The organism is Modicisalibacter luteus DSM 23508 (assembly GCF_000378505.1).
Lineage (GTDB): Bacteria > Pseudomonadota > Gammaproteobacteria > Pseudomonadales > Halomonadaceae > Modicisalibacter > Modicisalibacter luteus.
In genome coordinates, this window is the sequence record NZ_KB900001.1 from 77,720 (window position 1) to 104,460 (window position 26,741).

The following is a 26,741-nucleotide window of genomic DNA, read 5'->3' on the forward strand; positions in this document are numbered from 1 at the left end:
GAAATGAAAGTGAGCGTACTGGACGACAAAATTAATCAGCACTTCCCAGGTCTTGTAGTGCGCAAAGATCTGGTGAAAACGGTCAAGGGCAACGCCATTGTGCCATCGTATGTGCTGGAGTATTTGCTCGGTCAGTATTGCGCTACCAATGACGAAGCCACGATCCAGACCGGGATCGAAACGGTAAAAGAGATTCTGGCCAAGCACTATGTGCATCGAAATGAAGCTGGGCTGGTACGTTCTAACATCAAAGAAAAAGGCCGTTATAAGGTTATCGACAAGATAAACGTGGCCTTGAATGAGAAGACGGACGCCTATGAGGCTCAGTTCTCCAATCTTGGCATCAAGAAAGTGTTGGTGGATTCAGGAACCGTCAAGACTCACACCAAGCTATTGGTGAGTGGTGTCTGGTGTATCGCGGACATCGAATACGTATTTTCTGAAGATCAGAACGTTAGCCCCTGGATTCTATCCACCCTCAAGCCAATTCAGCTTTCGCATTTCGACTACGATGCCTACGTCGCTGCGCGGCAAAAGTTCAGCACCGATGAGTGGATTGATCTGCTGATACAGAGCATCGGCTTCAACCCGGAGATGTTTGGGCGGCGCAGTAAGCTAACGCAACTGGTCCGGTTGATTCCGTTCTGCGAGCGGAACTACAACCTGATTGAACTTGGCCCCAAGGGGACAGGTAAATCCCACGTTTACTCTGAGTTCTCGCCCCATGGGATACTGGTATCCGGTGGTGAAGTCACCGTACCCAAGCTGTTTGTGAATAACTCCAGCGGCAAGATTGGCCTAGTGGGGTACTGGGATTGCGTAGCTTTCGACGAATTCGCTGGCAAGCAGAAGCGCGTCGACAAAGCCCTCGTCGACATCATGAAAAACTACATGGCCAATAAGTCCTTCTCCCGGGGCGTGGAAACCCTGGGCGCCGAGGCTTCTATGGTGTTCGTGGGGAATACCCGGCACACCGTTCCTTACATGCTAAAGCATTCAGACCTGTTCGATGAGTTACCGGACAAGTTTTACGATTCTGCCTTTTTGGACCGGATCCATTTCTACATCCCGGGGTGGGAGGTCGACATCATCCGGGGCGAGATGTTCTCCGACGGCTATGGCTTCGTGGTGGACTATCTTGCGGAAATCCTGCGTTCAATGCGGAATTACGATTATTCCGATCAGTACCGGGAGCACTTTACCCTTTCTTCGGATATCTCGACTCGGGACCGGGACGGTATCAACAAGACCTTTTCCGGCTTGATGAAGATCCTGTTCCCCCAGGGTGGAGCGACCAGGGATGAGGTTGAAGAAGTGCTGCGTTTTGCCATTGAGGGACGGAAGCGGGTCAAGGACCAGTTACAACGGATTGATACCACCTACGGCGAAGTACGCTTTTCCTACCAGGATCAGCAGGGCCAGGAAACGCTGGTCACCACACTTGAGGAGGAAGAGTACCCGGGCTACTACCACCAGACGGTGTCCACCCCTAAGGACGGGGGCGCAGAACCCGAGCCAACAGCGGACGTTAAAGGTGTCGAGCCCAAGGAGCCCCACGCCTCTGAGCCCGTGCTGGAGGAAAAGCACCTGACCTTCCAGGAAAATCAGAAGGGCATCTCATTTGACGGCTTGTTTGGCGCATATCTGAAGGGAGCCAGCAAGATCACCGTCACAGACCCCTACATTCGGCTGTTCTACCAGATCCGCAATTTCATGGAGTTTCTCGAAGCCATCGTGAAGAACAAGGCTGAAGAGGATGAAGTGGCGGTTCACCTCTTCACCGTCCGGGATGAGTTCAAGGGTGATCTTCAAGACGAAAGTTTTGAAAAGATCCGGGAGTCCGCTTGCACCGTGGGCATCGACTTCACCTGGGAGTTTGACGAAACTGGCACCATTCACGCCCGCTATATCGTCACGGACCATGGCTGGAAGATATCGCTGGACCGGGGGCTGGACATCTTCCAGCACTACGAGATGAATGAGGCTTTCGCATTTGCCAACCGGCTGCAGCAGTTTCGTTCCATCAAGGCATTTGAAGTGTCTTTTATCAAGAGAGTCTAAGAATCATAGAGCCTTTAAGAATAGGCTTATGGTCAGCTTTCCGGCCCCTCCCATTCCCAGCAGTACTGACGCTGCGGATAAACGCCCGGGCTATCTTAATGGGATAGTGCTGCACTGTGCATTCGCTGCAGTCTCATGTAATTCCGACCGGAACCCCTGTTGAAATAACCGCACAATCGAAGCGGGAGTGAGTACGGTGACGCTTGTGCCAGCCTCAGGCAGCGACACTGGCTGGCCGTAGCCGCGGAATGACCAGGGGAGCATCGCTCCTTCTACAACGAGGTAAGCGGCTCCGTCCTTCATGATGATCGTTCCGAATGGCAGGGTTTCAATGGTAGCTTCGAACGTGGCCTTGCCGCCGCCTCGAAGAGTGCGCTCGCCGTGAAGCACCTTATCGATCACCGTGATTGAAGGCTGCTCACCTGTCACTAGCTCTGGGTTGGCAGCGAGCCACTTCGCTTTGAATGCTCGGTAGCGCTCGTTGCGGCAGGAGCCACAAGGGCGATGTCCCGCAGCGAAAGCCGTCGCCTCATCAAGGAAGAACAGCTCGGAATAGGAGTCAGGAGAGAAGATGGTGCGCTGGATGTCGCCATATTCGAGCGTGCACGTCACCCAGGCCTTGGTTTTCCATGCGCGGACAATGGTCTTGTCCGCATTGTGCAGCTGGCCACGATTGCCCAACAAGGTCCCTCGGGCTTGCACTGCGTGTAAGTTGCCAAAGGGATCGACTCGATTCTGTAGTGGCATGCCTTCTCCTTGCGAGGGGCCGTGATGGCCAGTGTTGGCCATGGCCTCAACTAACGCGTTCGAGGTGAAGCCTGCGATGACACTCATCCTTCAGCCCAGCCTGGCGATGTGGCTGAGCCATGCTCGGGCAAATTTATACCGTTGTCCATAGAAGCAAACTTTCAGTGCTGCTACTAGGCTAATTAAGTCACCTTAGTGTTTCGGTGGTTTGGATGCCAGGAGGGGGTATGGCGGAAGGCTTCACGATCGATGGCCTGACTTATGAGGTCGGCTTTTCCGGCGACACCATCAACTTCGCCATCGTCGGCGGGGCGAACCCCGTTTATGACTCAGACCCCTACGACCCCTTCGACAGTCCCGACGACTGGAGCATTGAGCCGCGCGTCACGGCAGATATCGGTGTCACTCGCTACCCACTGCGGGTGTATCGCCAAGTTCTGCTACGGGTCCATGACTGGCTTGGCCGTACCCGGCCGAAGATTTTCTCGTTCAGCGCCAGGTCAGATCGCCGCTACTGGATCTACGAACGGGTGGCTCGTCATTTGGCCGAGCGCTTTGACTACGACCTGCAGATCATTGGCGGCAAGTATCTGTTCTTCAAGCTGAAGCCTGGGGCAGCCAGCCAGGATGTGCCGCCTGCAGCCACCGATCGCCGTGCAACCGCCTGATGAGTTTCGGAGCTTCGCCATGCCACTGTCTGCCGAGCGTCTGTCTCGTGCCTTGTTCGACACGGACCCCATGGGTACCTGCTGCAAGGAGAATGACTGCTTCGATGAGTATGACGCCATTGCCAACGATATCGTTTCGCGGTGCCAGAGGGGGCAGCCCATGGATAATGCGCTGGATGAGACTTTCGAAAATTGGTTCGGGGCAGAGCTTGCCGAGCGTGTCGATACGCAGGCACTGTGTAATGAGTTGACGAACCACACTGATGGCCCGTCGGCCTGATGCAGCAGTAGCTTCAGGAGTTGGCTGATGGAAGAGCTACGTGCCGAACTGCAGCGAAGAACGGCGCCATTATCTGCGTGGGAACTGCTACGCAGGATGGGCTACCGAAAGCCTGGCGAAGCAGCCTTACGTCGCCTGAACGAGGTGCTGGAAGACCCTGACCTGGGCCTGAGCAGTGGTGGCTTCGATTTCTGCTTCGGCAGCCGAGAGTTCCTCTGCGCGCTTTGTGACGTAGTCGGCCTGGACGAAGCGGATTACCTGCCGCTCATCGAGGCTCGTCAGCAATGGCTAAGCGAGGAGCAGCAGGCTTTCAAGCCCTACCTCTTTATCGATACCGGCTTCCGGCGTTCGGATCGTCCGGGGACGGCGATTTTCGTCCTGGCAGCCTGCGAGGGTATGCGGCGCCTGACCTTTCCGGAGGACTTCTGGCGCAAGCCGCTGGCCGAGCAGGTTCAACTGGCCCAGGCACGGGTGCGTGAATTCATGGCGGAAACGGGCGGCGACGTCAAAGTCTGGGGGACCGCCCAGCGGTTCCTGTTCTTTTATGCCCAGGACGCTGCCATCGAAATTGCCCCGTCAGGCAAGGTACTGGGCGATTGGCAGGGTGGGGTACCCAACCAAGCCTCATGGCGGATCGGTAACCAGGCCATCACCACGCAGCTGCCTGCGTCGGACACGGACGACAGATAACAAACAAGGAGCGATATGTACGATCTGATCGGCGACATCCACGGCTACGCCACCCCTCTCAAGCATCTGTTGACCAGGCTGGGCTACACCGAGCGGGACGGTGTCTGGCAGCATCCCGAGCGGCAAGTGATCTTTCTGGGCGATTTCGTCGATCGCGGGCCGGAACAGGTGGAAACCGTACGCATTGCCCGGGCCATGGTCGAGGCTGGGCAGGCTCTGGCAGTGATGGGCAATCACGAGTTCAATGCCGTGGCTTGGGCGACACCGGACCCGAGAAATTCCCGAGAGTTCCTGCGCTCGCATAGCCCTAAGAACAGACGCCAGCATGAGGCATATCTCGACCAGGTCGAGGAGGGCAGCACGCTTCATCATGAGCATATTGCCTGGTTCAAGACGCTCCCGCTGTCCCTGGATCTCGATGGGCTGCGGGTGATTCACGCCTGCTGGCATCCGCCGTCGCTGCAAGTCCTCAGTGACTACACGGATGCGCAGCAGCGCATCGTGGAGACGGCCTGGCCCGAGCTATGTCGCAAGGGCACCGCGGCCTATGACGCCCTGGAAACGGCGATCAAGGGGCTGGAAGTTCCGTTACCGGCCGGAGCCGAATTCTTCGACAAGGACGGCAACCCGCGCCACCACATTCGGACGCGCTGGTGGGAACTGGAACGTCTGACCTACCGCGACCTGGCCATGGTTCCTGCCGATCAGATCGAGGCCATCCCCCATGACCCGGTGCCGGAGGATATCCTGCCGGGCTATGCCGGCGACAAGCCCTTGTTCGTCGGCCATTACTGGCTGACCGGCGAGCCGGCACCGCTCAACCGTTACATCGCCTGCCTGGATTACAGTATTGCCGCTGGCCACACGCAGCGTGCTGGCGAGGGCAAACTGTGCGCCTACAGCTGGGACGGAGAGCGCGAGCTGACGAAAGACCGCTTCATGTGGGTGGCCGACTGATCGGTAACTTCCCTGATTGCCTGACGCCGCGGCCTAGGCGTGCCCGCCTGATTGAGCGAAGGGCAGAAGACTTGAACTACACAATCACAACCGGACATGTGCATGGACCGCTACTGTCACGACTGCCAGACCGAGCTGGCAAGAATTCATGGCAGAACACTCAAGCAGGCGCTGGCCTTCACGCGGGCCAACCACACGTTTGGAAAAATCACAGCCACCCAATGGGTCGAGATCTGCCCCCTTTGCGATGCCTATGCGCTAGGCATGGAAACCAATCATCCTTGGCCATTCCTCTGTGCGGACGGGGTGATGCGTACCGCCGAAGATTTCGATCCCACTACCCAACAACCCGGCACGGAAAGCCTGGATTTTTATGGTCTAGGGCTGACCCGATCGGCACTCGACAGCGCCATCGAACTTGCGCAGCAGGAATTTGAGGGAACGCGCCGTCTCGAGGATATCGGCGCCACCTTCCTGAATGGCAACCCCGCGATGACCTCACTGGATTTCAGCCAAGCTGTCTGCGAGTGGGGCAAGGGGCCGCGGGTCTGGGGCAACCTGACCCGGCATTACCGGTTACCCGATCTGGAGCGGGCCTTGGATAACTGGATGGCATTCGCGGCAGCGACCGATGACGCAGACAGCGCCATTGCGCCGGGCGTGGCTATCAAGGGCTTGAACGTCTCCTTCGCCAGCAAGCACCTGCGGATGCTGGATCCGCAGCGCTATGCTGTGCTCGATGAGGTGATCAGCCAAGGGCTGGGGTTTGCCATGAATCCTGCAGGCTATGCACTCTTTCTTCGCTGCCTCCAGGAGTTTCTGGCCAGGCAGGGGCTGCCGTATAGCGTGGCAACCCTGGAATCGGGGCTCTTTTATCTGATTCGCCAGTCGGTACGGGCGAGGGACGGCCAACCGGCCTAGGACAGCGCGGGTTCGCGTACCGGAAAAATAACGATCAGGAAATGTAGGGAACCATGACTCACGAACGTAACATTGACGAGACAAGGGGGCGCTTTCGAGGCTGCCTACTGGGAGGGGCCGTCGGCGATGCCCTGGGTGCCTCGGTCGAATTCCTGTCGCGGGGGGAGATACTCGAGCGTTTCGGCCCGGAGGGGATCACCGACTATGCGCCGATTTACGGCGGGTTAGGTCGCATTACCGACGATACCCAAATGACGCTGTTCACCGCCGAGGGGCTTTCACGCGGCTGGGTGCGTGGTGCCATCAAGGGCATCACGACGTATCCGGGCGTGACTGCCCACGCCTACCTGCGCTGGCTACAGACACAGGGCGAAGAGCCGCAGCATGACATCATGATCGGTCCTAATCCTCTCGGGTGGGAACCCGGCTGGTTGATCCAGCAGCGGGCACTGCATGACCGGCGTGCACCGGGTAATACCTGCCTTTCAGCACTGCGGGAAATGCCGTCCTTGGGGGCGTGGGCACGCAACAACAGCAAGGGCTGCGGTGGGGTCATGCGCGTTGCGCCGGTCGGCCTGTTTGGGTGGCATTTCCGACAGGACCAAGCCCCGGAAGATGTGTTTCGATTGGGCGCCGAACTGGCGGCACTGACCCATGGCCATCCTACGGGACAACTGACGGCTGGAACCCTGGCCATTCTCATCCTGAGCCTGACCGATGGAGCGACCCTGACCGAGGCTCTGGAAAACGCAAAAGCCTGCCTGCGACAGGAACCTCGTCATGAGGAGACGCTGCGCGCCATCGTGCAGGCCGAGACCTTGGCGGGCACCGGGACACCACACGCAGAAGCGATTGCCCAGCTTGGCCAGGGCTGGATCGCCGAAGAGGCGCTGGCGATTGCACTCTACTGCACCCTGGTGGCCGAGGATTTCCAGCAAGGGATCACCCTGGCGGTCAATCATGACGGCGACTCGGATTCGACAGGGGCGATTGCCGGCAATCTGTTGGGAGCCTGGCTGGGGGAGCGCAGCATACCGGCGCGATGGCTGGAGCCGCTGGAGCTGCGTGATGTCATTGCCGAGGTGGCCGAGGATCTGCTGACCTTTCCCGCCTGGGATATCGACGATGCCGTCAGCAATGTCGCGGAGTACGAGCGCATCTGGCAGAAGTATCCGGGATTTTGATCGTCAGCATCCCCCCGAGCGGATGACGATTTTTCGAAGCGACCGAGACACGTGAGCGAGCCAGAGGGGAGCCACGACTCCCTGTGGCTACCATGGAAGACAAGGAGCCGTTGGATGGCGGAAATCATTCCCTCATTATCCCAGCACTCGAAAGGAGTGCCTTTATGGTCAAAAAGGTAGTAATGGGGATAGCAGCGATCATGGCAATATTGGGTATGGTTCCTATTACATGGGCTTCAGGCATACCCGAGCAGTTCCAAGGATTTTGGGAAAAACAGGAGTTTTGTTCCAAGGCGCTGGAGTTCGGAATGCCGAATATGGGGCTAATCATCCGAGAGGCTTCCATTATGGGATATGAGCAGCCTTGTGACCTGAAAACGATTCTCACATCTGGCGAAACCACACTGCATGCAACGTTCAGCTGCCATTTTCCTGACGGAAGTGAGGATGTCGATTACCAGTTCGAGAAGATTGCTCAGGGCAAGCTGCAGTATCATACCGAGAGTTTCGACAGTGAACCCCTCGTCAGATGTGAGTCCTGAGGTGAAAAGTTTGCGCGGGGGGCGGCGCGCTGTCGTCAGTGTTGTATCGGCCCTCGCGTTGGGGCTCTGTGCTCATCATTCTCTGGCGCAGAGTATTATCCAAGCCCCCGCAGGGGCTAGGCACCCTTATGATATCGCCTTGGACTATTGTGCAAGCCGAGGTGGGTTGGCCCAATACAGCGTCCAAGGAAAGGTGGTGAGGTTTAGCTGTGGTGAAGATTTGTCGAAAGTGCTGAGTATCAGCTTGTAGTTTCTTCATGTGGCTTATAAAGCAGGGGCGATACAGGCAGAGAATCCGCTGCCTGTATCGCCTGGCGATTAGTTAAACCACCGCTTCAAGGTTTCCTTGGCTTTATTGCTATGCTCATCCTTTATATGTGCTGCGACTACAGCTATAGCCCCGGCAAGAATGCCAATGTCATCGGTATACCCAAGCGCAGGAGTTATATCAGGAAGTGCATCCACTGGGGAGATAAAATACCCCAGTGCGCCATAAATAGTAGTTTTTGCCCAAGTAGGAGTATCACTATCTTGAGCGCTGTAGTATAGCCTTAAAGCCGGCGACAATGTCTTTTCTCCAGCCTTCTTGGCATATTTTGTAGTCTTTTTCCAAAATCCATCGTCAGAGTATTTCGAGCGATGCTCACTGGTCTTTTCCTCAAGTGTCTCGTCGGCCCTGCTCTGCTCGGCTAGTTCTTCATGATGTTCCATTCCATCAGTTTGCGCAGACCTGTCTTCCGGTGAGCCTGCTTTGTCATCGGTTAGAGCGTTACTGTTAATTGCCACTGCTTCGTTGATTGCGTCCACGCTTGGGCTGGTTTCTTTCATTACTTTACCTCGTCTGATTTAAATGTGTTTTTTTAAACTGTTGAGCAGCTTGGCTGCAATTTTTCTCAGAATAGTTAGCTGCTATGTCAGAGGTGTTTATGCCTCTTCAGATTCCAAAGCCAAGGCCTTCGACAAGGTAGAGCGAGCATCTGCTAAAATTTCTTCTTTCCAGTGGCATGGGGACAATACTTGGACATTAGTACCTAGTCCTTTGAGCCACCAAAGAGTCTGCTGATCATCCGGAACATTAGCCTCCAGTTCTAGCCAATCGTCGGCGGAGTTAGGAACCAGTGATTGGTTTTCAGAAAGGGGGGTCTCTTTAAGCAACCATGCGACCTGTGGCGATACCCTAGCCTTTAGCAATACGTTATTTGGGCTTTGTCGGTAACCGAAGCCACCTCCATTTATGTAAGCGTCCAAATCGAAGTCATGAGCGTCGCGCCATGTGGTATCGCTGAGGGTGACCGATCGGAATCGGTGAAGTGCGAACTGGCGTATATCATCATAGTCGTTCACAGTGGCAAGTAGATAGCTGATACTGTGCCGGCTCACCAACCCCTGAGGATGTAGAATAAATGTTTTCTCGTCATCAGTGCTGCGGGATAGATAGGTGGCTTCCAAGGTTGATTTCTCAAGTAGGCCTTGGCAAATAGTCTGCCAGATAGCTTCATCCAACGGAGCGGGGAGCAGGGCCTTGCCATTTGGGATGGCACGAACACGTCGAGCCCATTGTCCCATCCCGTTATCCGCTAGGCTGTTCAATAGGAGCCTTGCGTTGCGAAACAGTGGTGAAAGCTGTCCTATGACGACTGGTGGGAGTAAACCAGTTAGATACTCTTCCGCAAGAACCAAGGTCAGCGCACTGGACGTATTCATGGCTGGCAAGTCACAGTGAAATGACGGGTCAAAATACCAGCGATACGGCTTTGTTGCGTCGTCACAAATCAGCGGAAAATGTAGTGACAAACGATCACGAAGATCGCGTTGCAAAGAGCGTGCGTCGATCTGAAAACCACGCTCTCGCAGCTTTTCAAGCAGGGTCTGGGTGCTGATCCGTCCCGGATGCCGAGGGATGAGCTGTAGCAAGGTGAGATAGCGGAACAGGGTATCTCGGTTCGCGGGCATGTAAGTTCCCCTGTCAAGTGCATCCAGATTCGGAACCATCGGCCAGACTTAATCTGGCCACTGTGCAAGTAGCCAAGATGCGACCGGTGCCGGCAGGCTCGAAGCACCTGCATAGGCTCGTACCACTCGAAAGCTCCGCTCGCTCCAGTATTGTCGCAACGGACCAGCTTCGGGAGAGCCGTTCAGCTTGGGGCCACAGCGATCCTGGCGCTCACCACTGGGCCAAGGTAGTTCGTCCAGGCTCGATTCTTCTTTCATCAAAGGGTTATCGGCGAGCCAGTCGTAGACTTTAGAAATTGTTTTGCCGATACAGGCGGGAAATAGGACTGCCTGCATTGGCAACTCGAAGCCCAATTGGAGCAATTGAGTATTGACCTGGTGGTCGCATGCTAGGTGCCAGCGTCTTTCGTCCCGTGCGCTAGGAAGCCTGCAATGGTTTGCTGCACAGTGCCAGATCAGGTGGGCATGGACAAAGCGACGAGAAGCATCATCCAGCATCTTGCTCCACTGTGGGTTCACGTAAAGATGGGTTCCATCGGTAACCGCCGTCTTCAGAGTACGGTGCGTCACAGGCACTACGGGAACCCCTTCGCCGAGAAGGGCGGTGGCCGGCTGAGTTATCTTCCACTGATCGCGATCCTCAAGCCATTGCTCAAGCGAATTGTAAGCTTTGTGCTGGGTTTTCAGCTCTAAAGCTTGTGCCAGTGTCGCTACATCACTCACGGCGCTACTCCCCACTGCCTTTGACTGAGAACAGTATCGACTGAGGAAGCGACAAAGCATGTCGCAAGCATGTCTGGCACGGCTGGCTTCGGTGATGAAGTATCCCTGATCCAGCACAAGGCAGGCGGCTTCCTGCTCCTCGACGTTACGGGCCCGTTTCAGGTAGGGCGGAAACAAAGTGCTTTTGAAGCAGGCCTGGCCGCCGCTCCGGTCCCGCACCTTGACGGTTACGTTACCGACGCCGGTCTGCACGGTGCGCTCCGGCAGGTAGCCGTTGCGTACCACCACCGCCTGCCGACCGTCCTTCAGGGTCGTGTCGACATACTGGGTCAGAAAGGTGGCCAACTAGTCCTTGGCGATCAGGTCTCGTGCCCCTTGGCGCAATGATTCGTGCAACGGGTCAGAGGTCTCAGATTCTGGCTGTGACCGGGCTCGAAGGGTAGAATCGGCCATGACGTATCCGCTCTTGTTGATTAAGATCGTGATCAAACAATAGGATACGCCACCCTTCCTACCTCCTTCCGTACACCAGAAAGCAGCATAGCTCGCACAATCGATGCAAAAACGGAAAAGCCTATGAGTCAGACAACCCTTCCCGAGCGCCAAATCCAGTACCGAGTGGTCGACCTTTTCACTAACTCTGTGAAGGAAGGTGCCCTGGGCTTTCACTATCCCGGCGACTGGAGCCGGCGCGAGGGGAATCGCTGGATTGAGCAAGAGCCTCTGGTGGGAAGGGCCCGGCTCATGCAACCGGGAAATACCGATGCTTGAGGCTGGTCCGGTCAAGGTAAGCGTGCGGAGTTTCGTCGAGTTCTTCGGTGAATCTACTTTGCCGGTGGCGGTGGACACCTACCAACGCGGCTTCGTGTGGAACCTTGAGAAGGCAACGCAGCTTGCGGAGGACCTGGTGGCTCATGAGGAGCTGGGGTATGCGGCGCCGCCCTATTACATGGGTACCGTGTTGGTTCACCATAGTCCGGCGAAGGGCAAGCGCTTTATTATTGACGGGCAGCAACGGCTTACCGCTCTGAGCATCCTGTACAGTCAGCTTACCGGTTCTCTGCCGGAGCAGTTTGCGATGTCCTACTCGCAACGGTCGGCGCGACGCATCCGCTCGGCGGCAGAAACCTTCCAGAACCTCCGAAAACCCGGCAAAGAGATCTTTAACAGGATTCGCTTCACCATTATCGAAGTCGATAGGGTCGATCTGGCCTTTACATTCTTTGACACGCAGAACAACCGAGGTGTGCCTTTGCATGCGACCGATCTGCTCAAGGCCTACCACCTACGTGCGGTGGAGGGTGATGCTCGGGAACGACTACAAACACTGTGCGCCAGCGGCTGGGAGCAAGTTCAGCAAAGCCGCACAGCACTTGGCCCAGATACGGAGATAATGGACTCCGCTCCGCGCCTATTCAACTTGTTTCTGTGGCGGGCGAGGTGTTGGACAGGCAAGCAACTGCAGCCTGGTGGGCATGACGCACTGATGGAGACTTTCCAGAAAGGCACCTGGCCGCAGGCGGGCCCGGGAGATGAAATTCCGCTTTACCGTTCCCGTCAGAACCGTCTAGGTACCCATCTTCGGCTGGATGAAGGCGGGCAATGGCAAATCCAGACTCACCCGATCACTCTGAGCGAACAGGCGGCCAACCTGCCCTTTGCCATTCGCCAGCCGGTACACAGAGGAATCGGCTTTTTTCTCTATGCGGAGAAGTATGGCGCCTTGCTTCAATGGTTGCTGGAACAAGGGACGAATTCAGAAGAGCGACGTCGTTTTCAAAGAATTTACACCGAGCTCATGGGGGCTAACTCTATTTACCTGCGCGAAATCTTCGTCCTCGGGGCGCTGATGTATGCGGATCAATTTGGCGAGGAGCGGTTGTGGGAATTCTCCCTCTGGTACGAGCATGCTCTCGGGGCGATTCGTTTGGAGAAACAGCAGGTGCGTCACGAAGCGGCGAAGAATTTTTTTCGAGATGATGCGCTGAATTTGCTTGATGTGATCGCCGGAGCCTATCTACCGGATCAGGTGATCGGGCATCTGAAGCGGTACCACCGTCATGAGAAACGCTACGCTGATGAACAGATCGAATCCGGAAAAGGCGTTCAGGGACGCTACAAGCAAGCGGTATTGGATTATTTCAAGATGCCATCCGCGAGCCTGAAGGGAAAAGCCGACTGGGTTGAAAATCTGGTGGGCAAGGCTCAGAAAGGGGACGGCCATGGCGTATGATTCACAACTTATCAGCCTAGCGGAGATCGTTGGGAAGGAAGAAGCCTGGACTTTCAACATACCGATCTATCAGCGGCTCTACGTGTGGGGAACCGACGAGGTGAAAACCCTGCTTGATGACCTCGTCAACGCCTATGAGCGGGGCGAAGAGTTGTTTTTCCTGGGGGGGACGCTGGTAGTTGATCAGCCATGCGATCGCGGGCGAAAGTTTGAACTGATCGATGGCCAGCAACGCTTTACTACGCTGTGGATGCTTTGCCATGTCTGGCGTAGGTCGCTTGAATCCTTCCTTACGGTCACAGAGGATCGACAGATACTTCCTCGTCTGGGCTTTGCCATCCGCCCGACAGTCAATCGTTACTTGAAATCGCTGGTTTTCACCGAGCACGACGGCGAGGAGGAAACCGCGAGGGAAACCCAAAAGATGCGTGAGGCCGTTGCGACGATGGAGGCGCTATTCAAACGCCGAAGCCTTCCCGACGGTGTGAGCCTGGAAGAACATCTGGAGGGCCTAAGCAGGTTTGTTTTCGAAAAGGTTAAGCTGGTTCTTACCGTCGTTCCCTCTGAGACGGATTTGAACAAGCTGTTCGAAGTAATCAATAACCGTGGGGTACAACTCCAGCATCACGAGATTCTTAAGGCGCGGATGCTGGATGCCCTCTCGGAGGAGGAGCGTCGGGCTTATGCTGTTCTATGGGACAGTTGCGCCGACATGGGGGAGTTTTTGGAACGAGGCTTGGCAGCCAACTCTCCGCTGCGCGCCAAGGACGTCGCGCAACTCTGTGACCCGGGCATGATGGCGCGTGATGCCGAGCCCTTAGCCAAGGCGGGCGCAGTGCTCGATCAGCTAAATATTACCGTCCAAGGTCAGCGCTCGGCAGATGCCCTCGGGCTGGACGAGATCCTGATCTCTCCGGGAGTGGGCGGGGAGTTAAAAAATGTGAATGATGAAGAGCGCCTGGAGGGAACGACTTGGATGCGAAGCATAATTGGCTTCCCGATGTTTCTTCAACATACGCTCCGTATCTGGCTGTTCCGTGAGCGCCGTCCGGATCTTCCGCGTATACTGGATCGGGAACTTCTGCAGCTGTTTGAAACACACTTCTTCTATGACGCGACTGACTCCGAACAGTCCGAACGCTGCCGTTCCTTCATCAAGCTTCTGTGGGAGCTGCGCTATCTTTTCGACAAGCATTTCATCAAGTGGATCGATCGTGGTGAGGAAGAAATCCACATGATAAGCCCACTGAGCCTGAGCACCAGCGATGGTGTGCCGAATCTGAGCCGTGGACGGGAAAGTGAGAAGCAACAGGGATTTGGCTTACTTCAGAGTATGCTCTACCACTCGCAGGAAATCACGACCCACTACTGGATAACGCCTTTACTCAACTTTATCCATAAAACGCCGCAGGAACCCCATAACTATTATGAATACCTTCGGCACTTAGACACTTACCTTCTTGGGTCGACAATAGAAGGAAGTCTGATTGAGCGGACAAGGTCGTTTGTGGAGAAACCTTGGGCGCGTTACGAATTGAAACACAAGCGAGAGCTGAGGAAAGAACATGGAGTCAGCTTTTGGCATTATTGGTTCTACAAACTGGAATTTGTTCTTTGGTATCTGCGTCGGTCCGAAAATTCCAAGTGGCGTGACTTTCGTTTCACCGCAAAAAACTCTGTGGAACATATTTCTCCACAAAATCCGGTGAAGCAAGACGACAACCGTGTAGAGAATATGTTAGATCGCTTCGGTAATCTTGCCCTTGTTTCTCGAAGCCTAAATTCCGAATACAGTAACCTTCCATTCAACGAAAAACGGCAGAAGTTTATTAATAAAAATAAATCGACAGTCGATTCGCTTAAGATGAGTGTAATTTATGGGCACGAAACTTGGAATGATGCCCTCGCTAAAGCGCACGAGGACGCGATGATTTCGGCCATTGACGAGTATGCTGCGAGTTTGAAACTACGCTTCGTCTGAAAAAATAACGTCTTGCTAGCCTTTCCTCCATCAGGCTTGGAGGTGCCGTCATGGCAGGACGTTACGAAATTTCCGTTCAGGGTTGGGCATTGATTGAAGATATCGTTTCTCCTGACAGGCCCGATGGGCGTGGACGCCCAAAGCGCGATGACCGACAGATGCTCAACGGTATCTTCTGGATCCTCTGTTCCGGCGCCAAATGGCGGGATCTGCCCGAGCGCTTCGGCCCGTGGAAAACGGTCTACCAGCGCTTTCGTCAGTGGCGAGATGACGGTACGCTCGAACGTATCCTGTCACGCCTTCACCTGATGCTTCGGGAAGATGGCTATATGAACCTCGATACCTGGATGGCCGATTCCACCTCGATTCGAGCGACTCGCTCTGCCGCTGGTGACGGTAAAAAGGGGGCTCGCAGGAACCATTAGAACATGCCCTTGGGCGAAGCCGAGGCGGCCTGACCACCAAGATCCACTTGGTTTGCGATACCCATGGCGTGCCCCTGAGCTTCCTGCTATCGCCTGGTCAGCATGCCGATTCACGCTATCTCGTCCCTGTCATGGAGCAGATCCGCTTACAGGTCATACGGGACGTCCGCGCAAGCGTTGCCGACATCTGCTGGCCGACCGAGGTTACGACAGTGTGAACGATTGCGTCGATACTGCGACCGGTACGGAATACGACCGACGATCCGGCGCCGACAGATGCACCGCCGCCCCAAGCCAGGACTACCACGCCTGTTCGAACGTCCGCGTTATCGGCGACGCAATGTGATAGAGCGTCTGTTTGGCCGGATGAAGGAAAAGCGGCGCCTGGATACGCGATATGTCAAGCTGGCCATTAGCTTCAGAGCCATGGTGACGCTGGCCTGTATCGAGTTGTATGCGGGCCGACTTTTAGACAGAACGTAGTGTACCTGGTTGTGGATTGGTTGCTGATTGGACGTAACCAATGTAGCGGGTGTAAAAGGTGGTTAAAGCTAACTAGCTGTTTTTGTTACTAGGCCGCACGGCAGGCGCGATCCTTACATTAGCAAAATTGCACTCATAATCCCTTGGTCGCAAGTTCGAGTCCTGCTGGGCCCACCATTGAATTTTGCTTACGCTATGCATTCCTTCTACCCTCTGAATGCTTTACTCAGAACGCAGCTAGCTTGTCTTGACTGGTTGGGCCAACTAAGCCATCCCGTGCCGATTGGCATCGTTGCGTTTCAAGAAAACGACCCACGATTTCGGCAACCTCATCCGGGCGCTCTTCTGTAATCCAGTGCGCCGCGTCTACCCATGCAATGCTGAAGTTGGGCAGTGTTGACTTGAGTTGTTCTGTGTATGCGGGCTTCCGAAAGGGATCGAAACGTCCCCAAAGCACTAACGTTTCATGGGGCAGCTGCTTCAGTTCATCAGCAATGGCGAGGGCGTATTCCCGGTTGAGTCTACGAAGGTTTCGAAAAAAGGCCCGCTTGCCTTCTTCGCCCTGCCAAGGCTCGACGGGAATCCCGCAGCATTTGCTCAAGCTCGCCGGTGCTCATCTTCTGCTCCGCCTCAGGCTCTTGAAGCGGTTTGAATCAGGGATTGGCCAGGAACCAAAGCAAGCCGAGTCGGCGAGAACGAGGCGATTGACCCGCTCCGGGTGATTCATGGTGAGAATTTGCGCGATACCGCCACCGATATCGTGTGCCGTACTGCTTTCAGGCAATTGCTATTCAGTGTGGTCGATCGAACTGACAGCGCAATGTGCCCATAACGGGCCGTGATCTGGTGCGGCGAATGCCGGCTGGCAAACAGCATTTGTAGCTCGGCCGGGCAAGGTACTCTTCCGGAGTGATTCAGCGTTCGAAGATGGCAATAGCCAGTCGATCTTCGATGGCTCAAACCATTGATAGCGGTCGGCGTAACTCAGCGCTGAAGGCTAAAACGGGACCGCGTGGCGGCCTGTATTCCACCCAGCATGCTCTGAATCAGACCGACATCCAGTAGCAGGTCTGTCGTGAACCGGTAACGGAACACGGCGGCGATGCTACCAACCTCATCGGGCCGAGGTTGGCCCGTCAGTGTTTCCAGTGGTTGGGTATCGAGGCGTTGCTCCACGATCCACTGCGCGAACGTCAGAATCTCTGACTTGCGCGCCCGATACTCATCCGATTCGACGTGTATTTTTACTTGCTGCCACACCGAGGAGAGAAATGCCGGCCAGTTGGCAATGCCTCGATAATAACTGGCGAACCCTGGGTGGGAGTGGGTGGCTTTTATATCCTCAAATATCGCTCTGATGTTATCGGACGCCTCCTGTTCGCTCACCATGGGAAGCTTTCGCGTGCCGGGGGCCACGCCGCGTGGCAGGGGGGGCGCTATGCTGCGGATCAGGAGCAAGCCCAAGGTCAAGGCAGGTCGTGATCAGTACGAGCTTGGGCAGGACGTAGTGAATGCTGTCGGTAAAAGGCTGAATATCTTCCAGTGACCCGAGCGCTGACCAGTCGGCCTCGGCAGCCGGCGAGGGATCCAGCACCGCTGCTGCCCTGAGTTCGTTGGCGTACTGTTCGAAAGCGTAAGTGCCCACCCCGGGCGCCAACGCAGACCATGCGCTATCGAAATAATCAGGCCAGTTGGCGAGTGCACGAAAGAAGTAGTTGTTGAACGGCACACGAAATGTCGCCTGTATCGACTCGTAGATATCACAAACCTGAGCGTTGGCCTTGTCCGGGGTGATGTCGGTTAGCGAGGGGAGAAGGGCTTCTCCTGCGACTACGCGCCGCTGGAACGATTCATTCATGGGCGTATCCTGTTATTGCAGCGTAGGCGACCCGATATTCAATAGTGGCGGTTGTTTAGAGCGAGCTATCTGGTTTGATTATCATCCCGCGTATTGCAGGCACTCTAGGGTAGACGGAACAAGGCGTGATCTATCAGCAGCAGAACGCCGCCAACCACGGCGGCGTTCACTTGCTTGCGATCAATGATAGTGCTTGCTGCAGTTGACGATTTCCCGGGCCATGGCGTCGTCGTCATAACGATCGGCAATGTCGCCAACGGTCACTACGCCGGAAAGATCCTTGTCGTTGGCGTTGTTGAGAACAATCAGGCGCTGAACGCGTTGTTCCTGCATGTTCTTCAGCACGTCTACCACGTCTTCGTCTTCGTAAGCGTAAAGAACGTCCTGAGTAGCGATGCTGCTGGCCTTGTCATCGGGGCTCTTGCCTTCGGCTACGGCACGCACGGCGATGTCACGGTCGGTGATCGTACAAGAAATCTTGTCACCCTGAACCAGGGGCTCGAAGCCGCTGGAGTCATGGCTCATGCGCTCGGCTACTTCGCGAATGGTGGCATCGATGGATAGATAGTCTGGCCGCGTAGTCATCACATCTCTGACTTGCATGGCGATACTCCCTTTCTCAATTCCATGAGAGTGACCAGCGCGCGAACCGTGCTGGCCACACGTCAGGAATAGAGAGCTCTCCGTGGTTTATCAATGGCGACTTCAAAGAGATTCTTTTCACTAGGTTTCAAACAGTGAGCCGTCGGGGCCGGCTCGGGGCTGAGGAGGGAACTTGATCGGTATCAGCGGTGCGACTTCACGTAATCCATTCGAAAGCGGTTTTGCCGAGCCGCGTGTGATCACGGCCACTTGGAAGCGATCGAAGGAGGGCTGCCTTGACAGCCGTACTGTCTCTGAAAACTGAGCAATCCTCATTTTTTAGTTCTTGCATGGAATGAAGTGAAATTAACAGAGGTATGCACCGAATCAGGGGAATATGGGTTAGTGGTTAATTAAGGATTTAAAGATTTTATGTTTTGTCTCTCGACTCATACTCTATTCTTAAGCCATGCGGCTAATTATTGTTAAATAGCTAATATCAATCAGCGATTTTTTCGTTATTGCTGCATACTGCTGGCGCTTTCAAATCGGCATGGTTATGCGGCTGTAACGCGAGCCAAATCTTCGCCAGCCCGCCGGTGAGGCCCGCTGGCAGCGTAGGGCGCGAATAGAAGCGAGCGATTTGTAAGGCGGTGTTTGTTTTTGATAGACCCCGTTATGGGCACTATGATTGATGTTGCAGCTAACCAGCCGGGACGGTTGTGCCACACCCATGTACGTCATGATGGGCTGCTGCTTGGCGGCAGCCGTCCGGGGCCTACCGCTTTTTAATAGAAAATGCTCACTTTTGGCCCGTCTCGAACGTAAGGCGACATGCTTGGCGTACCTTTTCGGTACCTATCGATCTCGGTCACCGTCATAGCCTGATAGAACGACACCATCGACGTTCGACTGCGATATGGGTATGGTTAGAGGTTGGCAACCAAGGCCGAAGGATAACAACGTCAAGGGTAATGGCGGTAGGGCCGTTACTGTCAGGCGAGTACAACTGCAAAGCGCGCCGAAGAATAAAGTGACATCAATCGATAGTTGCTCAGGGACGTAGGGTCACATAATGAATATGGATATGAGGAAGGCGCATGAAGGTGTGGCAATGCATCGTTGTGTCAGGGTTGGCCTGTATGCTGACCGTTGCTCAAGCTCAGGAGAGCGATACTCCCCCTCAGAATGGCTCGCAATCGGCCGAAACTCAACCGGCAGAGGCTTCGCAGAACGCCACGGCCCCCCAGGAAACATCCTCCCAGCCTGCAGCTGAGCAGTCCTCGCAGCCTGCGGTCAGCAGTGAGCAGGATGCTGCCCAGGCCAGCAACGACTCCGCCCCCAGGCAGGATTGGACTCCCGACGCTCTCTTCGAGCACGTGATCACGCAAGCACGTGATCTGGCTGGGGCGGCTTATACGGCTCCGAAGTCGGCGCTCCCCGAAGAGATTGCCAACATGGAGTATCACGACTTTCGCAATATCCGCTTTCGGCGCGATGCCGCCCTGTGGCGGAATGAGCGGTTGTTCGAGGTGCAGTTCTTTCACCCCGGCTTTCTCTATGACACCCCCGTTGATATTCATGTCTTGCGGGACGGCAGCATCGAAGAGATCGCGTTCGACAGCAACATGTTCGAATATGAAGGGCAGACCGGGCATATCCGCGATGTCGTGAAGGGGATGGATCCGGAGGATCTGGGGCTCGCCGGCTTCCGCCTGCATTTCCCCTTGAACACGCCTCAGTACAAGGACGAGTTTCTGGTCTTTCTGGGGGCGTCGTATTTCCGCATGATCGGACGCGACCAGACCTATGGCATTTCTGCTCGCGGCTTGGCAGTGAATACCGCAACCCAGGGGGGCGAGGAGTTTCCAGCCTTTCGCGAGTTCTGGCTGATTCCGCCGGAGCCCAACTCGTCGCGCATCACGGTTTTCGCTCTGCTCGATAGTCCGTCGGTTGCCGGTGCCTATCGCTTCGATATCGAGGCTGCCAACAATACCGTCATCGATGTGGACTCACGTCTCTTCGCCCGCAGCGATGTGGCCAAGCTGGGGGTCGCGCCGTTGACGAGTATGTTCCTTTACGGCGAGAACAGCGTACAGCACTACGACGATTTTCGGCCCGAGGTCCACGACTCGGATGGCATGCTCATGCACACCTCGGGGAACCAGTGGATCTGGCGCCCCTTGTCCAACCCGCCGTCACTCAATGTCACGCAGTTACGCGATAACAACCCGTTGGGCTTCGGCCTGATGCAGCGTGACCGGGATTTCGACCACTACCTGGATACCGCCCTGAGTTACGAAGAGCGGCCGAGCCTGTGGATCGAGACGCGGGACGGCGACTGGGGCGAAGGCGGAGTGGAACTCGTCGAGATTCCAGCCGATTCGGAAACCTACGACAATATCGTTGCCTACTGGGTCCCCGATCAGGACTTCCGGGCGGGCGATGAGCGACGCTACCAGTATCGGCTGACGACCTATGACGAACCGATTCCCCACAGGGAATATGCACGTGTTGTGCGCACGCGGCAGGGGTGGGGTGCGCAGCCAGGTGAATCGAATGGGCCACCGCGCAGCCTGCGTCGTTTCGTGGTCGATTTTAAGGGAGGCGAGCTGTCGACGTTGTCCTCTGCTCAGCCGGTCGAGGCTCAGCTGACGACTTCCACTGGCGAAACCAGCGAGCTTCATGTCAGGAAATTACCGGATGACAAGACTTGGCGAGCCATGTTCAAGCTGTCGCCGCAGGACGATGAGCCGGCTGACATGCAATTGAAACTGATGTTGCGTGGCAAGCCGCTTACCGAAACCTGGAGCTACATATGGGATCCCAATGACTTATGACAATCAAAGTCGTGGATACGGTATGAGCGAGCAGGAAGTGAGCCTCGGCCATACCGAGCGCGTAAAGACACCGCCGGGGCCGGCCGAAGAAAAGGCCAGCCCCGAATCATCCGCGCGTCGCCCTGTGCAGGCACCACCCCGTTCGGAGGAACAGCGTATTCCGCTACTATGGCTGCGGCGACTGGTGTTTTTTACGCTGTCGCTGCTTACGGCCATTCAGGGTGGCTACATGATGTTCGATATCCTTCGTGCCAATGGTCTGAGCATGTTGGAAATGTCGATCTGGCTACTGTTCGTGGTCATGTTTGCCTGGCTGTCGGTCTCGTTCTGGACAGGCATTGCCGGCTTTTTGGTCGTGGCCTTCAAGCGCGATCCGCTGACTCTGGGGCGAGTCAAGCCGCTGGCACAGACGCTCGATCCCAAGCGGCGCATTGCCTTGGTGATGCCTGTTTACAATGAGGACACCGAGCGGGTCATTGCCGGGCTGGAAGCCACGTGCCGCTCGCTGATTGATACTGGCCAGGCTGCGGCCTTCGATGTCTTTCTGCTTAGCGACACGACTGATGCGGCCATCGCCGCTGCCGAGAAACAGGCGGCCTATGCGCTGCGCCAGCGGTTGGGCAATGAACTGACTCTTTATTACCGGCGTCGTGAGCGCAACATCGGCCGCAAGGTCGGTAACCTTTCGGAATTCTGCTGCCGTTGGGGGCAGGACTACGAGAGTATGCTGGTGCTTGATGCCGATAGCGTGATGGGCGGGCGCACCATGGTCGGCATGGCGGCTTCCATGCAGGCAAATCCCCGCCTGGCCCTGCTGCAGACCGTTCCGCTGCCGGTACGTTCGAGTACGTTGTTCGGGCGTTTCCTGCAGTTCGCGGCAACACTTTACAGTCCAATGCTTGCCGCGGGGCAAAGCGTCTGGCAGGGCGACTCTGCCAACTATTGGGGGCACAACGCGATCATTCGCATCACTGCGTTCGTCGATTATTGCGGGTTGCCTCCGTTACCCGGCAAGGCCCCGATGGGGGGCGAGATCCTCAGCCACGATTTCGTCGAGGCAGCCATGCTGCGCCGTGCCGGCTGGGAAGTCCGTCTGCACGCCGGGGTAGAGGATAGCTACGAGGAGTTGCCCGGCAGCATTATTGAATATGCCAAGCGAGACCGTCGCTGGTGCCAAGGCAACATGCAGCATTTGCGACTGTTATTCGCCAGTGGGCTGCACTGGGTCAATCGGCTGCATTTTCTGCTCGGTGCGCTGGCCTACATGGCCTCGTTGCTATGGTTGATCATGCTGGCACTGAGTACCGTGGATGCGGTGACCCGGGCGGTGGTCAAGGTGCGCTTCTTTACACAGGACTACCAGTTATTCCCCGAGTGGCCGGAGTCACGCGTGGCAATGATCGCATCGTTGCTGGTAATTACCGTGATCATGCTGGTCGTGCCCAAACTGCTGGGGCTGGCCGTTGCCCTTGGGCAGCGGCGCAAGGATTTCGGGGGAGGGGTCAAGCTGACGCTTAGCGCGTTGCTGGAAATCGTCTTCTCGATCCTCATCGCTCCACTGATGATGTCCTTTCATGCCTGGTTCGTTATCAGCGTGTTGTCTGGACGGACCGTATCGTGGAGCACCCAGGCGCGCGGTGGCCGCCTGATTCCCTGGCGTGAGGCATGGCGGCGGAGCTGGGCGATGACTCTGGCCGGCCTGGCTTGGGGGACGATCAGCTACTATTATTCGCCGTTGTTTTTCTGGTGGCTTTCTCCGGTATTGCTGGGGATGGTGACCTCTGTGTTCATCATCCGGTTCACCAGTAGTATCCGTGCCGGTGAGTGGTTACAGCGTCACGGCATCCTGTGTATTCCGGCGGAGGTGCGCCTGCCGGAAGTTCTGGGGCGCCTGGAGGAACACGAGGAAGCGCCTGCGACGAGTGATATCGAGTTCTCGGAACATGCGTTGCTGCCCGCCAACGAACATCATCAGGAAATGCCGGTTCAGTCGTTGCGAGCACCGTTCGGGTTGGGTGGTGCCCAAGCGCCCTTCTGATATGCATATTTCATCTAGGTAAATTTCCACAAATAACTTCCAGGAATAAAGCGTGGCGGTCAGAATGCGGGGCAGATTCATTTATTGTCTTGCAGGACCGCTACCATGCCTTGGGATGCCTGGATTACGCTAGCCACGACAGTGGTTGCGTTCGTACTGATGGCCACGACACGTATCGGCCCCGACATGATCTTGCTCGGGGCTGTAGTCTGGCTGTTGACGTTGGGCGTCATCGATACTTCAGATGCGCTGGCCGGCTTTTCAAATAGTGGCCTGTTCACCGTCGCGTTCATGTATGTTCTGGTAGCGAGCATTCGCGAGACCGGCGGCATCGATCTGATCATTCGCTACGTGCTAGGCCGCCCCCGGAGTGAAACGGGGGCGCAGTTGCGGTTGCTGCTGCCCGTCTCCGCCATCAGTGCCTTTCTCAACAATACCCCGGTCGTGGCGACCTACATCCCCGCTGTGATGAGCTGGAGCCGCAGGCTGGGTTTATCGTCACACCGTTTTTTAATGCCGCTGAGCTTTGCCTCGATCCTGGGCGGTACCTGCTCGTTATTGGGGACCAGTACCAACCTGGTGGTGAATGGCTTGCTCAATGATCGCTATCCCGAGCTGTCGCTGGGCTTGTTCGATATCGCCTGGGTTGGATTGCCGGTAGCTGTGGTGGGGTTGACCTACTTGTTGCTTGCCGGGCGCTGGTTGCTACCTGAGCGACCCGGTGCCGGGCAGCTCTTTGACAATCCGCGCGAGTTCACCATCGAGATGGAAGTGGCGCCAAATGGCCCGATAGTCGATAAGACAGTCGAAGAGGCGGGGCTGCGTCATCTCGAGGGCCTGTTTCTGGTCGAGATCGAGCGTGACGGTAACGTGGTCAGTGTGGTTGGCCCGGGAGAGAAGCTCAAGGGAGGCGACCGTCTGGTTTTCGCGGGGACCACCGAGGCAGCCGTCGAGCTGCAACAGATACGAGGGTTGCAGCCGTCGAGTCAGGGCGAGTCCAGCTTGAATAAAGATTTTCGTGAGAGGCGCCTGGTCGAAGCCGTCGTCTCGGACCAGTGCCAGTTCATTGGTCGTCGCATTCGCGAAGGGCACTTCCGGACGCTTTATGGAGCCGCCGTACTGGCTGTATGCCGCCATGGTGAGCGTGTTGCCGGCAACCTGGGACAGATCCGTCTGCAACCGGCCGATGTGCTGCTGCTCGAGGTGCGTCCGCCCTTCATCGAGCGCCACCGGCAGTCCAAGGACTTCCTGCTGATTAGCCGGGTCAATGGGCAGGCCCGCCCCATCCATGAGAGAGCCTGGTTGGCCTGGAGCATACTCGGAGGCGTCATTGCCCTGGCGACGTTCGGTGTGCTGAGCATGCTCAATGCGGCAATGCTGGGGGCGGCACTGGCGGTGCTTACCGGTTGCTGTTCCGTCAGCGCCGCCAAGCGCGGCCTGGATACTCAAGTCCTGCTGACCATTGCGGCATCGTTCGGGCTAGGGCTTGCCCTGGAAAGCTCCGGCGCGGCAGCCAGCCTGGCCAATCATGCGCTGGCGTTGGCTGGCGGCAACCCTTACCTGCTGCTTATCGGGGCCTATCTTCTGGTGGCGCTACTCACCGAGGTTGTCACCAACAATGCTGCAGCCGTGATTGCCTTTCCGATCGTTACCGCCAGCGCCGAAAGCCTGGGCGTGAGCGTGATGCCCTATGTGATCGCTATCATGTTCGCCGCCTCGTCCAGCTTCCTGACACCGATCGGTTATCAGACCAACCTCATGGTCTATGGGCCAGGGGGCTATCGTTTCAGTGATTTCCTGCGTGTCGGTGGCGTGCTCAATGTGCTGGTGGGTGTAGTGGCGCTGACGCTGATACCGCGCTTCTGGCCCTTCTAGGCCGTTACGGCTTCTGCCACGGTTCGTCGTGAGCGGGGCTAACAAGGTAAAGTAGCGGCATCGTCTTCAAAGGAATGTAGTCATGTTCGAATCCAAGCCGCTCATCATCGAACCCGACCAGGGCCGCAAGGCCGACGCCGTCGTGATCATTCTGCATGGCCTGGGGGCTGACGGTCACGACTTCGCACCCTTGATTCCCGCTCTCAATATCCCCGGCAAGCCGGCGCTGCGCTACGTGCTGCCGCATGCACCGCGCCGCCCGGTGACCATCAACAACGGCATGCTGATGCCGGCCTGGTACGACATCCTCGAGATGAATCTGGGGCGTCGGGTCGACGAGATTCAGCTCAAGGCTTCGGCCAAGCAGGTCCAGGGGTTGATCGACGAGCAGCGGCAGTCAGGTATCGATAGTGAGCGGATCATTGTTGCCGGCTTTTCCCAAGGCGGTGCGGTCGCCTATGAAGCGGCACTGTCCTATCCCGAAGCGTTGGGTGGGCTGCTGGCGATGTCGACCTATTTCGCCACGGCTAATAGTATCGAGCTGGCTGAGGCCAACCGTCACTTGGCGGCCGAGGTCCATCATGGCACTTTCGATCCGGTCGTGCCCGAGTCGCTGGGGCGAGCCGGTTTCGAACACCTCCGTGCGCTGGGCATCCCGGCCGAATACCGGACCTACAACATGGCCCACTCGTTATGCCCGCAGCAGACCGTGGATATCGGCAATTGGCTGGGGCATTGCCTGGCTGAGTAAAGGCTGACATCGTGGCGAGCGGCAAAACTCGGCTCTTGCACTGGCAGGCTTGCCTACAGGCGGCCCGGCCGCCGTTTCTGCTGTTGGCACCGCTCTGTGTGTTACTGGGCGCTGGGGCGGCGCGGGCTGAAGGGCTGGCGTTGTCCGGGTGGGATGTCTGGTTGGCACTGGTGGGTAGCGTTACGGCACATGCAGCGGTCAATCTGCTCAACGAGTACCATGACTTTCACAGTGGTCTCGATGCCATGACGCGCCGCACGCCATTCTCGGGCGGCAGTGGCGCCCTGCCGGCCTGTCCTCATGCAGCACCTTTCGTGGCCACGGCTGCTGCAGCCTGTCTCGCCGTTACCGTATTCATCGGGGGTTATTTCCTGGCTCAACGTGGTCCGGCAATGCTGGTATTCGGTATCGCCGGGCTGGCGTTGGTCTGGGGCTATAGTGGCTGGATCGTGTGCCGGCCGTGGTTATGCCTATTGGCACCGGGCATCGGCTTCGGAGTGCTGATGGTTCTGGGCAGTCATTGGGCGGTGAGTGGCCGGTTGGGAGGTACCGTATTGTCGGCGATGCCGGTACCTGTACTGTTGGTGAGTGCCTTGCTGCTGGTCAACCAATTGCCGGATATCGACGCCGACCGGCGGGTCGGGCGTCGCCATCTGGCCATTGTCCTGGGCGTGCGCCGTGCTGCGCGGCTGGCAGCGTGGCTGAATGCGGCAGCCTTTGTCGGCCTGATGTCGGCCATCGTGTTGAGCGGGGTGCCTCGGCTTGCTTGGCCGGCCCTGCTGCCCGGACTGGCGGCTTTCTGGCTGATCCGCGGCTTGTATCGACTCGACAAGCGCGAGGTCGATGGTGATCGGCGAATCTTGCTGCCGCTGATGGCGGCCCAGGTTGCCATACTTCTCACGACGCTTGCCGTGCTCGACCTGAGCCTGTGGTGGGCTACCACCTGAAT

27 protein-coding genes and 1 pseudogene are annotated in these 26,741 nt (G+C 56.7%); 19 read left to right on the forward strand and 9 right to left on the reverse strand.

Features of this window, described 5'->3' with window-relative positions:
• The first annotated feature begins 9 nt into the window (after nt 1-9).
• A complete protein-coding gene (brxL, locus tag F568_RS0117755; protein WP_026300638.1) occupies nt 10-2,061 on the forward strand; it encodes a BREX system Lon protease-like protein BrxL in 2,052 nt (683 codons plus the stop codon).
• Nucleotides 2,062-2,151: 90 nt separating this feature from the next.
• On the opposite strand, the gene F568_RS0117760 is transcribed toward brxL, so the two are convergent.
• Nucleotides 2,152-2,808 carry a hypothetical protein gene (locus tag F568_RS0117760; protein ID WP_019020114.1) on the reverse strand — a complete coding sequence of 219 codons (657 nt, stop codon included), beginning with the start codon at nt 2,806-2,808 and terminating at the stop codon, nt 2,152-2,154.
• A 227-nt stretch (nt 2,809-3,035) separates the two neighbouring features.
• Here F568_RS0117760 and F568_RS0117765 point away from each other — a divergent pair, with 227 nt between their 5' ends.
• The 7 genes from F568_RS0117765 to F568_RS0117795 all read left to right on the forward strand — a co-directional run bounded on the left by F568_RS0117765 (nt 3,036) and on the right by F568_RS0117795 (nt 8,050).
• The gene (locus F568_RS0117765; RefSeq protein ID WP_019020115.1) at nt 3,036-3,476 is read left to right on the forward strand and encodes a hypothetical protein; all 441 of its coding nucleotides are present in this window, start codon (nt 3,036-3,038) and stop codon (nt 3,474-3,476) included.
• Nucleotides 3,477-3,495: 19 nt separating this feature from the next.
• Nucleotides 3,496-3,756 carry a hypothetical protein gene (locus F568_RS23155; RefSeq protein WP_019020116.1) on the forward strand — a complete coding sequence of 87 codons (261 nt, stop codon included), beginning with the start codon at nt 3,496-3,498 and terminating at the stop codon, nt 3,754-3,756.
• 27 nt (nt 3,757-3,783) lie between these two features.
• Complete coding sequence (locus F568_RS0117775) at nt 3,784-4,446, forward strand: hypothetical protein (RefSeq protein WP_019020117.1); 663 nt, start codon at nt 3,784-3,786, stop codon at nt 4,444-4,446.
• Between the two features lie 15 nt (nt 4,447-4,461).
• The gene (locus tag F568_RS0117780) at nt 4,462-5,403 is read left to right on the forward strand and encodes a metallophosphoesterase (RefSeq protein ID WP_019020118.1); all 942 of its coding nucleotides are present in this window, start codon (nt 4,462-4,464) and stop codon (nt 5,401-5,403) included.
• A 102-nt stretch (nt 5,404-5,505) separates the two neighbouring features.
• Nucleotides 5,506-6,324, forward strand: coding sequence for a hypothetical protein (locus F568_RS0117785; protein WP_019020119.1), 819 nt, complete (start codon nt 5,506-5,508; stop codon nt 6,322-6,324).
• A gap of 53 nt (nt 6,325-6,377) precedes the next feature.
• Nucleotides 6,378-7,508: an ADP-ribosylglycohydrolase family protein gene (locus F568_RS0117790; RefSeq protein ID WP_019020120.1), complete on the forward strand. Its 1,131-nt coding sequence runs from the start codon at nt 6,378-6,380 to the stop codon at nt 7,506-7,508.
• A 92-nt stretch (nt 7,509-7,600) separates the two neighbouring features.
• Nucleotides 7,601-8,050: a hypothetical protein gene (locus F568_RS0117795; protein WP_156817483.1), complete on the forward strand. Its 450-nt coding sequence runs from the start codon at nt 7,601-7,603 to the stop codon at nt 8,048-8,050.
• A 318-nt stretch (nt 8,051-8,368) separates the two neighbouring features.
• Here the strand turns inward: F568_RS0117795 and F568_RS23160 are convergent, their stop codons facing one another.
• The 4 genes and pseudogenes from F568_RS23160 to F568_RS25805 form a co-directional block, all read right to left on the reverse strand.
• Nucleotides 8,369-8,878, reverse strand: coding sequence for a YkvA family protein (locus F568_RS23160; protein ID WP_019020122.1), 510 nt, complete (start codon nt 8,876-8,878; stop codon nt 8,369-8,371).
• 96 nt (nt 8,879-8,974) lie between these two features.
• The gene (locus F568_RS23165) at nt 8,975-10,003 is read right to left on the reverse strand and encodes a helix-turn-helix transcriptional regulator (RefSeq protein ID WP_019020123.1); all 1,029 of its coding nucleotides are present in this window, start codon (nt 10,001-10,003) and stop codon (nt 8,975-8,977) included.
• A 48-nt stretch (nt 10,004-10,051) separates the two neighbouring features.
• Nucleotides 10,052-10,786 (reverse strand): DUF2201 family putative metallopeptidase, encoded by a 735-nt coding sequence (locus tag F568_RS25015; protein ID WP_156817484.1) that lies wholly within the window; start codon nt 10,784-10,786, stop codon nt 10,052-10,054.
• A 75-nt stretch (nt 10,787-10,861) separates the two neighbouring features.
• Nucleotides 10,862-11,179, reverse strand: a pseudogene (locus F568_RS25805) (IS256 family transposase); the annotation flags it as partial.
• A gap of 123 nt (nt 11,180-11,302) precedes the next feature.
• On the opposite strand from F568_RS25805, the gene F568_RS0117820 reads away from it, so the two are divergent.
• The 6 genes from F568_RS0117820 to F568_RS26385 all read left to right on the forward strand — a co-directional run bounded on the left by F568_RS0117820 (nt 11,303) and on the right by F568_RS26385 (nt 15,848).
• Nucleotides 11,303-11,497: a hypothetical protein gene (locus F568_RS0117820; RefSeq protein ID WP_019020125.1), complete on the forward strand. Its 195-nt coding sequence runs from the start codon at nt 11,303-11,305 to the stop codon at nt 11,495-11,497.
• Nucleotides 11,490-12,959: a DUF262 domain-containing protein gene (locus F568_RS0117825; protein WP_019020126.1), complete on the forward strand. Its 1,470-nt coding sequence runs from the start codon at nt 11,490-11,492 to the stop codon at nt 12,957-12,959. The genes F568_RS0117820 and F568_RS0117825 overlap by 8 nt, the downstream gene beginning before the upstream one ends.
• On the forward strand, nt 12,949-14,940 hold the full coding sequence (locus tag F568_RS0117830; RefSeq protein WP_019020127.1) for a DUF262 domain-containing protein: 1,992 nt from the start codon (nt 12,949-12,951) through the stop codon (nt 14,938-14,940). Before F568_RS0117825 ends, F568_RS0117830 begins: the two co-directional genes overlap by 11 nt.
• A 50-nt stretch (nt 14,941-14,990) precedes the next feature.
• The gene (locus F568_RS26125; RefSeq protein WP_019020128.1) at nt 14,991-15,365 is read left to right on the forward strand and encodes an IS5 family transposase; all 375 of its coding nucleotides are present in this window, start codon (nt 14,991-14,993) and stop codon (nt 15,363-15,365) included.
• Nucleotides 15,366-15,433: 68 nt separating this feature from the next.
• Complete coding sequence (locus tag F568_RS26130) at nt 15,434-15,583, forward strand: hypothetical protein (protein ID WP_268247058.1); 150 nt, start codon at nt 15,434-15,436, stop codon at nt 15,581-15,583.
• The gene (locus F568_RS26385; protein ID WP_371827864.1) at nt 15,543-15,848 is read left to right on the forward strand and encodes a transposase; all 306 of its coding nucleotides are present in this window, start codon (nt 15,543-15,545) and stop codon (nt 15,846-15,848) included. Before F568_RS26130 ends, F568_RS26385 begins: the two co-directional genes overlap by 41 nt.
• Before the next feature lie 226 nt (nt 15,849-16,074).
• Here the strand turns inward: F568_RS26385 and F568_RS23995 are convergent, their stop codons facing one another.
• The 4 genes from F568_RS23995 to F568_RS0117860 all read right to left on the reverse strand — a co-directional run bounded on the left by F568_RS23995 (nt 16,075) and on the right by F568_RS0117860 (nt 18,309).
• Complete coding sequence (locus tag F568_RS23995; RefSeq protein WP_019020129.1) at nt 16,075-16,449, reverse strand: alpha/beta fold hydrolase; 375 nt, start codon at nt 16,447-16,449, stop codon at nt 16,075-16,077.
• Nucleotides 16,450-16,832: 383 nt separating this feature from the next.
• Nucleotides 16,833-17,237, reverse strand: coding sequence for a hypothetical protein (locus F568_RS0117850; RefSeq protein ID WP_019020130.1), 405 nt, complete (start codon nt 17,235-17,237; stop codon nt 16,833-16,835).
• Nucleotides 17,209-17,706, reverse strand: coding sequence for a hypothetical protein (locus F568_RS0117855; protein ID WP_019020131.1), 498 nt, complete (start codon nt 17,704-17,706; stop codon nt 17,209-17,211). Before F568_RS0117855 ends, F568_RS0117850 begins: the two co-directional genes overlap by 29 nt.
• A gap of 180 nt (nt 17,707-17,886) precedes the next feature.
• On the reverse strand, nt 17,887-18,309 hold the full coding sequence (locus F568_RS0117860) for a CBS domain-containing protein (protein WP_019020132.1): 423 nt from the start codon (nt 18,307-18,309) through the stop codon (nt 17,887-17,889).
• A gap of 1,079 nt (nt 18,310-19,388) precedes the next feature.
• On the opposite strand from F568_RS0117860, the gene F568_RS0117865 reads away from it, so the two are divergent.
• From F568_RS0117865 to F568_RS0117885, 5 genes are all read left to right on the forward strand, one after another.
• A complete protein-coding gene (locus F568_RS0117865) occupies nt 19,389-21,128 on the forward strand; it encodes an OpgD/OpgG family glucan biosynthesis protein (RefSeq protein WP_019020133.1) in 1,740 nt (579 codons plus the stop codon).
• A 22-nt stretch (nt 21,129-21,150) separates the two neighbouring features.
• Nucleotides 21,151-23,166 carry a glucans biosynthesis glucosyltransferase MdoH gene (gene mdoH, locus F568_RS0117870; RefSeq protein WP_019020134.1) on the forward strand — a complete coding sequence of 672 codons (2,016 nt, stop codon included), beginning with the start codon at nt 21,151-21,153 and terminating at the stop codon, nt 23,164-23,166.
• A 105-nt stretch (nt 23,167-23,271) separates the two neighbouring features.
• Nucleotides 23,272-25,041: an SLC13 family permease gene (locus F568_RS0117875; protein WP_019020135.1), complete on the forward strand. Its 1,770-nt coding sequence runs from the start codon at nt 23,272-23,274 to the stop codon at nt 25,039-25,041.
• An 82-nt stretch (nt 25,042-25,123) separates the two neighbouring features.
• On the forward strand, nt 25,124-25,792 hold the full coding sequence (locus F568_RS0117880) for an alpha/beta hydrolase (RefSeq protein ID WP_019020136.1): 669 nt from the start codon (nt 25,124-25,126) through the stop codon (nt 25,790-25,792).
• An 11-nt stretch (nt 25,793-25,803) separates the two neighbouring features.
• Nucleotides 25,804-26,739, forward strand: coding sequence for a prenyltransferase (locus F568_RS0117885; protein WP_019020137.1), 936 nt, complete (start codon nt 25,804-25,806; stop codon nt 26,737-26,739).
• Nucleotides 26,740-26,741 lie beyond the last annotated feature (2 nt).